At 68.7% G+C, this 9,619-nt stretch carries 9 protein-coding genes; 8 read left to right on the forward strand and 1 reads right to left on the reverse strand.

Features of this window, described 5'->3' with window-relative positions:
- The first annotated feature begins 15 nt into the window (after positions 1–15).
- The gene (gene kbl, locus C693_RS0108695) at positions 16–1,212 is read left to right on the forward strand and encodes a glycine C-acetyltransferase (protein WP_017461876.1); all 1,197 of its coding nucleotides are present in this window, start codon (positions 16–18) and stop codon (positions 1,210–1,212) included.
- Positions 1,213–1,788: 576 nt separating this feature from the next.
- On the opposite strand, the gene C693_RS0108700 is transcribed toward kbl, so the two are convergent.
- Positions 1,789–2,544: a pseudouridine synthase gene (locus C693_RS0108700; RefSeq protein ID WP_052329375.1), complete on the reverse strand. Its 756-nt coding sequence runs from the start codon at positions 2,542–2,544 to the stop codon at positions 1,789–1,791.
- 181 nt (positions 2,545–2,725) lie between these two features.
- On the opposite strand from C693_RS0108700, the gene C693_RS0108705 reads away from it, so the two are divergent.
- The 7 genes from C693_RS0108705 to C693_RS0108735 are packed head-to-tail and all read left to right on the forward strand — an operon-like array spanning position 2,726 to position 9,461.
- Entirely contained in the window at positions 2,726–3,628 is a 903-nt protein-coding gene (locus C693_RS0108705; RefSeq protein WP_017461878.1) for an acyl-CoA desaturase, read from the forward strand.
- Positions 3,629–3,635: 7 nt separating this feature from the next.
- Complete coding sequence (locus C693_RS0108710) at positions 3,636–4,877, forward strand: NAD(P)/FAD-dependent oxidoreductase (protein WP_017461879.1); 1,242 nt, start codon at positions 3,636–3,638, stop codon at positions 4,875–4,877.
- Positions 4,871–5,722 carry a DUF1365 family protein gene (locus C693_RS0108715; protein WP_083868274.1) on the forward strand — a complete coding sequence of 284 codons (852 nt, stop codon included), beginning with the start codon at positions 4,871–4,873 and terminating at the stop codon, positions 5,720–5,722. The genes C693_RS0108710 and C693_RS0108715 overlap by 7 nt, the downstream gene beginning before the upstream one ends.
- A 3-nt stretch (positions 5,723–5,725) precedes the next feature.
- Complete coding sequence (locus C693_RS0108720) at positions 5,726–7,024, forward strand: SAM-dependent methyltransferase (protein ID WP_017461881.1); 1,299 nt, start codon at positions 5,726–5,728, stop codon at positions 7,022–7,024.
- A gap of 10 nt (positions 7,025–7,034) precedes the next feature.
- Positions 7,035–7,586 (forward strand): DUF2878 domain-containing protein, encoded by a 552-nt coding sequence (locus tag C693_RS0108725; protein ID WP_017461882.1) that lies wholly within the window; start codon positions 7,035–7,037, stop codon positions 7,584–7,586.
- Positions 7,576–8,376, forward strand: coding sequence for a DUF1295 domain-containing protein (locus tag C693_RS0108730; protein WP_017461883.1), 801 nt, complete (start codon positions 7,576–7,578; stop codon positions 8,374–8,376). Before C693_RS0108725 ends, C693_RS0108730 begins: the two co-directional genes overlap by 11 nt.
- Positions 8,373–9,461: an SAM-dependent methyltransferase gene (locus tag C693_RS0108735; protein ID WP_017461884.1), complete on the forward strand. Its 1,089-nt coding sequence runs from the start codon at positions 8,373–8,375 to the stop codon at positions 9,459–9,461. The genes C693_RS0108730 and C693_RS0108735 overlap by 4 nt, the downstream gene beginning before the upstream one ends.
- Positions 9,462–9,619: the final 158 nt, after the last annotated feature.

The raw sequence follows: 9,619 nt of genomic DNA on the forward strand, positions 1-9,619 counted from the left end.
CAAAAGCCCCCCGCCATGAGCTACCCCGGCCAGTCCCGTTTCGCCGCCGAACTCGCCTCCATCCGCGAGCAGGGCCTGTTCAAGGCCGAGCGCGTGATCGTCTCGCCGCAGTCGGCCGAGATCGAGCTGGAGGGCGGCCGCAAGGTGCTCAACTTCTGCGCCAACAACTACCTGGGCCTGGCCGACCACCCCGAGGTGATCGCCGCCGCCAAGGAGGCGCTGGACACCCACGGTTTCGGCATGGCCAGCGTGCGCTTCATCTGCGGCACGCAGGACCTGCACAAGCAGCTGGAGAAGAAGATCGCCGAGTTCTTCGGCACCGAGGACACCATCCTCTACGCCGCCTGCTTCGACGCCAACGGCGGCCTGTACGAGCCGCTGCTGGGCGAGGAGGACGCGATCATCTCCGACGCGCTCAACCACGCCTCGATCATCGACGGCATCCGCCTGTGCAAGGCCAAGCGCTTCCGCTACGCCAACTGCGACATGGCCGACCTGGAGAAGCAGCTGCAGGCCGCCGACGCCGCCGGCGTGCGCACCAAGCTGATCACCACCGACGGCGCGTTCTCGATGGACGGCTTCATCGCGCCGCTGGACCAGATCACCGCGCTGGCCGAGAAGTATGGCGCGCTCGTGCACATCGACGAGTGCCACTGCACCGGCTTCCTCGGCGCCACCGGCCGCGGCTCGGCCGAGGTCAACGGGGTGATGGACAAGGTCGACCTCTTCACCGGCACCCTGGGCAAGGCGCTGGGCGGCGCGCTGGGCGGCTTCACCACCGGCCCGGCCGAGGTGATCGAGATGCTGCGCCAGCGCTCGCGTCCCTACCTGTTCTCCAACTCGCTGCCGCCGCACGTGGTGGCCGCGGCGATCAAGGTGTTCGACATGCTCGAGAGCGCCGGCGAGCTGCGTACCCGCGTGCAGGAGAACACCGCCTACTTCCGCGAGCGCATGACCGCCGCCGGCTTCGACATCAAGCCGGGCGTGCACCCGATCGTGCCGGTGATGATCTACGACGCGCCGAAGGCGCAGGCGATGGCCGCCGCGCTGCTGGAGGAAGGCATCTACGTCACCGGCTTCTTCTACCCGGTGGTGCCGCAGGGCCAGGCGCGCATCCGCACGCAGATGAGCGCGGCGCACACCCGCGAGCACCTGGACCGCGCGATCGACGCGTTCACCCGCATCGGCAAGCAGCTCGGCGTGATCGGCTGAAGTCGGGGCTTCTCCCGTTGAGGGAGGAAGCTCAAGCGCGAGGCTTCGCGCTGAAGGAGGCCCGCGTTTCGCCCCCTCTCCCCTGAACAGTTTTCCGTTCGGGGAGAGGGCTGGAATGAGGGGCGGCTCTTGCCTTACCTACGCTGCGCCTCACCAACAAACACCAAAAGCACAAAGCTCCCCCTCACCCAACCCTCTCCCCCGAGCAAGCTCGGAGGAGAGGGCTCAAGCGTGAGGCTTCGCGCTAGCGCGCACTGTTCCCTCTCCCCTGAACAGCTTCTCCGTTAGAGGAGAGGGCTGGGATGAGGGGGCGGCCCTTGCCTTACCTGCGCTGCGCCTCACCGACAAACACCAAAAGCACAAAGCCCCCCCTCACCCAACCCTTTCCCCCCGAGCAGGCTCGGAGGAGAGGGCTCAAGCGTGAGGCTTCGCGCTAGCGCGCTCTGCTCCCTCTCCCCTGAACAGCTTCTCCGTTCGGGGGAGAGGGCCGGGGTGAGGGGGCGGCTCCTGCCTTGCACGCACAGCGTGCGACCGCAAACGACAAAAGCCGTCTCACCCCCGCCCTTTTCCGGCAGGTCATCCACGCCGCAAGGCGTGCACCTCGTCCGCGGTGAGATGCCGCCACTGGCCCTTGGGCAGCTCGCCCAGGGCAAGCGGACCGATCGCCACGCGGATCAGCCGCAGCACGCCGATGTCGTGCGCAGCCAGTAGCCTGCGGATGTGCCGGTTGCGGCCCTCGTCCAGCACCACCTCCAGCCAGGCGTTCTTCTCGCCTTCGCGCAGCACGTTCACCGCCACCGCGCCCAACCGCTCGCCCGCGTCCACCACGCCGGCGCGCAGCCTGGCGAGCAGGGCCTCGTCCGGACGGCAGTCCACCTGCACGTGGTAGGTCTTGTCCACGTGATGCTTCGGCTCGGTCAGTCCGGCCGCCCACACGGTGTCGTTGCTCAATAGCAGCAGGCCCTCGCTGGCCCGGTCGAGCCGGCCGACCGGGCCCAGCCACGGCAGGCCGGTGCCTTCCAGCAGGCCATAGACGGTGTCGCGGCCGCGCTCGTCCGCCGCGCTCACCACCACTCCGCGCGGCTTGTTGAGGGCGATGTAGACACGCTCGGCGGCACCGACCGGGCGACCGTCCAGGGTCAGCCGCTCACGCTCGGCGTCGGTGGGGCGCTCCGGGTCGCGGATGCAGCGGCCATCGACCGTCACCCGCCCCTCCCGTACCGCAAGCTCGGCCTGGCTGCGCGAGCACACGCCGAGCTTGCTCAGGACGCGGGCGAGGCCGTAGCGTGGCCGCGCAGAACGAGGGGTGACAGGGGAACGTCCAGAGGTCATCGCGGCAGCCTAGCGATCGGGCCGAGCGGGCGGCAAGCACGGGTCGTCCGTACGCATGCGTCCGCGGCTTCCGCTGCATCCGGCGGCATGCGGCATACGTAGTTCCCGGTGTGTGCAGCTCTCACCCATTCGGACCGACTCCATGAACCAAGGCAGTGCATCACCCGGCGTACTCAGGCGAATGGCCGTCGGTCTGGTCCGCTGGTTCGATACCAGCGCGCAGGATGCCGGGGATGACGACGACCGCATCGACTGGGTGCGGGTGGTTCCTTTCATCGCCATGCACCTGGCCTGCCTCGGGGTGATCTGGGTCGGCTTCTCCTGGTTCGCGTTCTGGGTCGCGCTGGGGCTGTACGCGCTACGCATGTTCGCGATAACGGCGTTCTACCACCGCTATTTCTCGCACCGGGCATTCAAGACCTCGCGCTTCGTGCAGTTCGCGTTCGCGGTGATCGGCGCGGCAGCGGTGCAGCGCGGCCCGCTGTGGTGGGCCGCACACCACCGCAACCACCATCGCCACGCCGACACCCCGGCCGACGTGCATTCGCCGGTGCAGCACGGCTTCGTGCGCAGTCACATGGGCTGGTTCATGACCCGCAGCGGCTTCCGCACCGACTGGTCGAAGATCCCCGACCTGGCGAAATATCCGGAGCTGCGCCTGCTCGACCGCTTCGACCTGCTGGTGCCCGTGGCGCTGGCGGTGGGTCTGTTCTTCTGGGGCCGCTGGCTCGGCCTCGCGCACCCCGAGCTGGGCACCAGCGGTCCGCAGCTGCTGGTGTGGGGCTTCTTCGTGTCCACCATCGTGCTGTTCCACGTCACGGTGACGATCAATTCGCTGGCGCACCGCTTCGGCAGTCGCCGCTTCGAGACGCGCGACAACAGCCGCAACAACTGGCTGCTGGCGCTGCTCACCTTCGGTGAGGGCTGGCACAACAACCACCACTACTTCCCGGGCTCGGCCCGGCAGGGCTTCCGCTGGTGGGAGGTGGACCTGACCTTCTACATCCTGCGCACGCTCTCGTTGTTCGGCGTGGTGCGCGGCCTGAAGGCCGTGCCGGCCGGCCTCAAACGTGGCCAGCGCTGAGGTGGGCATGCGCATCGCGGTGATCGGCGGCGGCATTTCCGGCATGGCCTCGGCATGGCTGCTTTCGCAGCAGCACTCGGTCGACCTTTACGAGGCAAATGCCTACATCGGCGGCCACACGCACACCCACGACGTGGAGTCCGGTGGACGCGACTACGCGGTGGACTCGGGCTTCATCGTGTTCAACCCGGACAACTATCCGCTCTTGACGAAGCTGTTCGGCGAACTCGGCGTCGCCTCGCAGCCCACCACGATGAGCTTTGCCGTGCACAACGAGGCGAGCGGGCTGGAATACGGTGCCACCAGCCTCGACGCGCTGTTCTGCCAGCGCCGCAACCTGCTCTCGCCGAAGTTCTACGGCATGGTGCGCGACATCGTGCGCTTCTACCGCGAGTCGCCGGCATTGCTGCAGACGGCGGACGCCGGCCCGACGCTCGGCGACTACCTGGAACGCCACCGCTACGGCGCGATGTTCCGCGACGAGCACATCGTGCCGATGGCTTCGGCACTGTGGTCCTCGCCGTCGCGCAAGGTGCTGGACTTCCCTGCCCGCTACCTCGTGCAGTTCATGGCCAACCACCACATGCTCCAGCTGGACGACCGGCCGGAATGGAGGGTGGTGCGCGGCGGGTCGCAGCGTTACGTGGGTGCGCTGCGCGAGCGCTGGATGGTGCGCGAGCGCATCGCCAGCCCGGTGACCGCGGTGCGCCGCGTCGAGGGCGGCGTGGAGATCACCAGCCTTGGCCAGACCGAGCGCTACGACCAGGTGGTGCTGGCCTGCCACAGTAACGAGGCGCTGGCGATGCTGGCCGACGCCACGCCGGCGGAGCGCGAGGTGCTCGGTGCAATCCGCTACCAGGAAAACGACACCGTGCTGCACACCGACACCCGCCTGCTGCCGAAGCGGCGCAAGGCATGGTCGGCGTGGAACGTGCTGATCCCCGCCTCGCCCACCGAAGCATGCACGGTCACCTACTGCATGAACCTGCTGCAGACGCTGGACGCGCCGGACACGTTCTGCGTGTCGCTGAACTGCGCCGACCGCATCGACCCGGCCAGGGTGATCCGGCGCATGCGCTACGCGCACCCGGAATACACCCACGCCTCGGTGGCCGCGCAGCAGCGCAAGGGCGAGATCCAGGGCCGGTCCGGCACCTGGTTCGCCGGCGCCTACTGGGGCTGGGGCTTCCACGAGGACGGCATGCGCAGCGCGGTCGAGGTCGCCCGCGCGCTGGGGGTGGACTGGTGAACCCCGCCCTGCGCGAGCCGCTCGACGCCGCGCCTGCCGTGACCGACACCCGGCCCGGCCGGGAGGACGCGGCGCGGCGGCCGCTGGCCAGCGCCATCTACGAAGGCTGGGTCCGCCACCGCCGCCATGCGCCGCACCCGCACGCGTTCCGCTATCCGATCGCGATGCTGTACCTGGATCTGGACGAGCTGCCGGGCCTGTTCGACCGCCGCTGGTTGTGGTCGTTGAACCGCCGCAACGTGGCCGAATTCCGCCGCAGCGATTACCTGGGACCGGCCGAGCTGCCGCTGGACGAAGCCGTGCGCCGCCGCGTGGCCGAACACACCGGGCGTCGACCGGCCGGGCCGATCCGGCTGCTCACCCACCTGCGCTACGGCGGCCACGTATTCAATCCGGTGAGCTTCTACTACTGCTTCGCCGCCGACGGCCACACGCTGGAGACGATCGTCGCCGAGATCACCAACACGCCGTGGAAGGAACGCCACGCCTACGTGCTGCCGGTCGCCGAAGGCCGCAGCCACCGGCACACCACCGCCTGGCGCTTCGACAAGATTTTCCACGTGTCGCCGTTCATGCCGATGGAACGCGGCTACGACTGGCGCTTCTGCATCCCCGACGCGTTCCTGCGCGTACACATGAACGTGATGGACGGCGAGCGTCGCGACTTCGACGCCACGCTGGTGCTCGAACGCCGGCCGTTCGACGGCGCCGGGCTCGCCCGCGTGCTGTGGCGCTTCCCGCTGATGACTCTGCAGGTGGTGCTGGCGATCCACTGGCAGGCGTTGAAGCTGTGGCTCAAGCGCAACCCCGTCTACGACCACCCAGGCAAGACCACCGGGAACTGATCCATGGACATCGAACTCACCACGCCCCTCGACACCGCCGCACCCGCGGCCCTGCCCGGCCGGCTGGAGCGCCTGCTGCGCCAGCGACTGCTCGCGCAGATGGGCCAGCTCAAGGGCTGCCGCCTGCGGCTGGACGACGCGCTGGGCGCGGTGGAGCTGGGCACGTCGCTGCCGGGCGAGGAGCCGCTGAGGGTGCACCTGACGGTGCGTGACCCGCGCTTCTACCGGCTGGTGGCGGCCAACGGCAGCGTCGGCGCCGGCGAGGCCTACATCGAGGATCTGTGGCACTGCGACGACCTGGTTGCGCTGATCCGCGTGATGGTGCGCAACCGCGACCTGCTCGACGGCATGGAGACCGGCCTGGCCCGCCTCGGCGGCCTGGCGATGAAGGCCTGGCACGCGCTCAACCGCAACACCCGCGCCGGCAGCCGCCGCAACATCGCCGCCCACTACGACCTGGGCAACGAGCTGTTCAGTCTGTTCCTGTCCAGCGACCTGATGTATTCCTCGGCGATCTACGCCAGCGACGACGAATCGCTGGAGGTCGCCTCCACCCGCAAGCTCGATCGCATCTGCCAGAAGCTCGAGCTCTCGCCGGACGACCACGTGCTGGAGATCGGTACCGGCTGGGGCGGTTTCGCCATCCATGCCGCACGCCACTACGGCTGCCGCGTGACCACCACCACCATCTCCCGCGAGCAGTACGAGCTGGCCTCCCGGCGCGTGGCCGAGGCCGGCCTGTCCGATCGCATCGAGCTGCTGCTGGAGGACTACCGCGACCTCGACGGCCGCTACGACAAGCTGGTGTCGATCGAGATGATCGAGGCGATCGGCGCCGAGTTCATGCCCACCTACTTCGGCACGATCTCTCGGCTGCTCAAGGACGAGGGCATGGCGCTGATCCAGGCGATCACCATCGAGGATCACCGCTACGCGCAGGCGCTGAAGTCGGTGGACTACATCAAGCGCTACATCTTCCCGGGCAGCTTCATCCCATCGGTGAGCGCGATGCTGGGTGCGGCCCGCGAGTCCAGTGACCTGCGGCTGTATCACCTCGAGGACATCGGCCCGAGCTACGCGCTCACCCTGAAGGCGTGGCGCGAGCGCTTCCTCGACCGCCGCGACGAGGTACTGCAGGCCGGCTACGACGAGCGCTTCGTGCGCATGTGGGAGTTCTACCTCGCCTACTGCGAAGGCGGCTTCCGCGAGCGCTCGATCGGCGACGTGCAGATGCTGCTGACCCGCCCGGGCTGCCGCCGCGCGTCCTACCTGCCCGACCTGGCCACGGCGGCCTCCGCCTGACGGTGTCCGCATGAACGCCTGGATCAATGCCATTACCTACCAGCTGGTCTGGTTCGCCGCGATCTGGGGCGCATCGAGCGGCCACTGGTGGCTGGCGCCGCTGGCGCTGTTGCCGTTCGCGGCCTGGATGCTGGGGCGGCCGGACGGCGGCGCCGATGCGCTGTTGATGCCGATCGCGGTGCTGCTGGGCGCAGTGCTCGACTCCAGTCTCGCGGCGAGCGGGCTGGTGGCCTACGCCTCGCCGGTACCATTCGCGCACGCCGCGCCGCTGTGGATCCTGTCGATCTGGGCGGCGTTCTCGCTGACCCTGCGGCACAGCTTCCGCTTCCTGCACGGACGATGGCCGCTTGCCGCCGTGCTCGGCGCGGTCGGCGCGCCGATGGCCTATCTCGGCGCCGCGCGCGGCTGGCACGCGGTGGCGTTCCCGCTGGGCGCCACGCCCGCGGTGGTCGCTCTGGCCGCCGGCTGGGCAGTCGCCATGCCGCTGCTGATCGGCCTCGCCGTGCGGGTCGAACGCACGTCCACCCCCGCCCTCGCCCGAGGAGAAGCCCATGTGGCATGAGCTTGGCTGGCAGGTGCTGACGGTCTGGCTGGTGACCGCCGCGGCGATGACGGTGGGCTGGATGGTGCAGTACCGCACCCGCAACGCCACCCTGGTCGACGCGATCTGGACCGCAACCATGGGCCTGGCGGCACTTTTCTACGCAGCGATGGGCAGTGGCGATCCGCTGATCCGCGGCCTGCTGGCGCTGTTCGGCGGACTGTGGGCGCTGCGCCTGTTCCTGCATCTGCTCGACCGCGTGCGTCACGAGGACGAGGACGGCCGCTACCAGTACCTGCGCGAGCACTGGCAGGACAGCCAGCCGAAGTTCTTCGCGTTCTTCCAGGCGCAGGCGCTGTTCACCACCATCTTTTCGCTGCCGTTCCTCGCCGTGGCGGCGAACCCCGGCAGCAAGCAGTCGCCCGGCTGGATCGCCGCCGCGCTGCTGGTGTGGCTGCTCAGCCTGAGCGGCGAAGCGATCGCCGACCGGCAGCTGGCGCGGTTCCGCCGCCGCCCGGACAGCCGCGGCAAGACCTGCCGCGAGGGGCTGTGGCGCTACTCGCGGCATCCCAATTACTTCTTCGAGTGGACGCACTGGTTCGCCTACGTGCTGCTGGCCGTCGGCTCGCCGATCGGCTGGCTGGCGATCCTCGGTCCGGTGCTGATGCTCGTGTCGCTGTACCGCTTCACCGGCATTCCCTACACCGAGGCGCAGGCGCTGCGCAGCCGCGGCGACGACTACCGCGACTACCAGGCCCGCACCAGCGCCTTCATTCCCTGGTTTCCCAAGACACGAGGATCACGGCCATGACCGACAGCCTTGCCATGCCGTCCGATGCGATCGAACAGACCGAAGAACACGGCCTGACCCGCCTGGCCGAATCGGGACTGATCCCGGACGGGCTGCTGCGGTTCGGTATCCGGCGGCTGTGCGCCACCCGCCTGCGCGAAGAGCGCGCCGGCGGCGAAGAGGCGGTGTGGTCGCGCTTCCGCGACCGGCTGGAGCAGCTGCGCCAGAGTCCGCTCGCGCTGCATACCGACGCAGCCAACCGCCAGCACTACGAGCTGCCGCCGCGCTTCTTCGAGCTGTGCCTGGGCAAGCGGCTGAAGTATTCGAGCTGCTATTACCCGACCGGCCGCGAGACGCTGGACGAGGCGGAGGAGAAGATGCTCGCCCTTTACGACGAGCGCGCCGAACTGGTCGATGGCCAGGACATCCTCGAGCTGGGCTGCGGCTGGGGCTCGCTGACACTGTGGATGGCCGCGCGCTATCCCGGCTCGAGGATCACCGCGGTGTCCAACTCCCGTCCACAGCGCGAGCACATCGAGGCGCGATGCCGCGAGCTCGGCCTGCGCAACGTGCGGGTGATCACCGAGGACGTGAACCGGCTCTCGCTCGATCCGGCCCAATTCGACCGGGTGGTGTCAGTGGAGATGTTCGAGCACGTGCGCAACTACCAGGTGCTGCTGGAGCACATCGCCAGCTGGCTGCGCCCCGGCGGCAAGCTGTTCGTGCACATCTTCTGCCATCGCGAGCTGATGTATCCGTTCGAGACCGAGCGCGACGACGACTGGATGGGGCGCCACTTCTTCACCGGTGGCCTGATGCCCGCGGCCGACACGTTCCTGCATTTCCAGCAGCACATGGTGGTGGAGCAGGAGTGGCGTCTCGCCGGCAGCCATTACGAGAAGACCTCGAACCACTGGCTGGCCAACCAGGACGCGAACCGCGAAGAGATCCTCCGAGTACTGGCGGGCACGTACGGCACCGCGCAGGCGAGGCTGTGGCACCAACGCTGGCGCATGTTCTGGATGGCCTGCGCGGAGCTGTTCGGTTACGACCACGGCAACGAGTGGCTGGTGGGCCACTATCGGTTCCAGCGACGCGCCGGCTGACGGCTCCCGCTCCGCCCGCAGAAAGCCCGGCCGAGCCGGGCTTTTTGTTGTGCGCCGCCGGGCTCCGGCACGGATGCCGCAAAAAGAAAAAGCCCGGCCAAAGCCGGGCTTCTTCATGACACGTAGTGCCGATCCTTACTGCTGGACCTGCAGCTCCG

Source organism: Dyella ginsengisoli LA-4 (assembly GCF_000334915.1).
Classification (GTDB): domain Bacteria; phylum Pseudomonadota; class Gammaproteobacteria; order Xanthomonadales; family Rhodanobacteraceae; genus Dyella_A; species Dyella_A ginsengisoli_A.

Coding starts and splice junctions, on each gene's coding strand:
- kbl (WP_017461876.1), top strand. CDS start 16: ATGAGCTACCCCGGCCAGTCCCGTTTCGCCGCCGAACTCGCCTCCATC.
- C693_RS0108700 (WP_052329375.1), bottom strand. CDS start 2,544: ATGACCTCTGGACGTTCCCCTGTCACCCCTCGTTCTGCGCGGCCACGC.
- C693_RS0108705 (WP_017461878.1), top strand. CDS start 2,726: ATGGCCGTCGGTCTGGTCCGCTGGTTCGATACCAGCGCGCAGGATGCC.
- C693_RS0108710 (WP_017461879.1), top strand. CDS start 3,636: ATGCGCATCGCGGTGATCGGCGGCGGCATTTCCGGCATGGCCTCGGCA.
- C693_RS0108720 (WP_017461881.1), top strand. CDS start 5,726: ATGGACATCGAACTCACCACGCCCCTCGACACCGCCGCACCCGCGGCC.
- C693_RS0108725 (WP_017461882.1), top strand. CDS start 7,035: ATGAACGCCTGGATCAATGCCATTACCTACCAGCTGGTCTGGTTCGCC.
- C693_RS0108730 (WP_017461883.1), top strand. CDS start 7,576: ATGTGGCATGAGCTTGGCTGGCAGGTGCTGACGGTCTGGCTGGTGACC.
- C693_RS0108735 (WP_017461884.1), top strand. CDS start 8,373: ATGACCGACAGCCTTGCCATGCCGTCCGATGCGATCGAACAGACCGAA.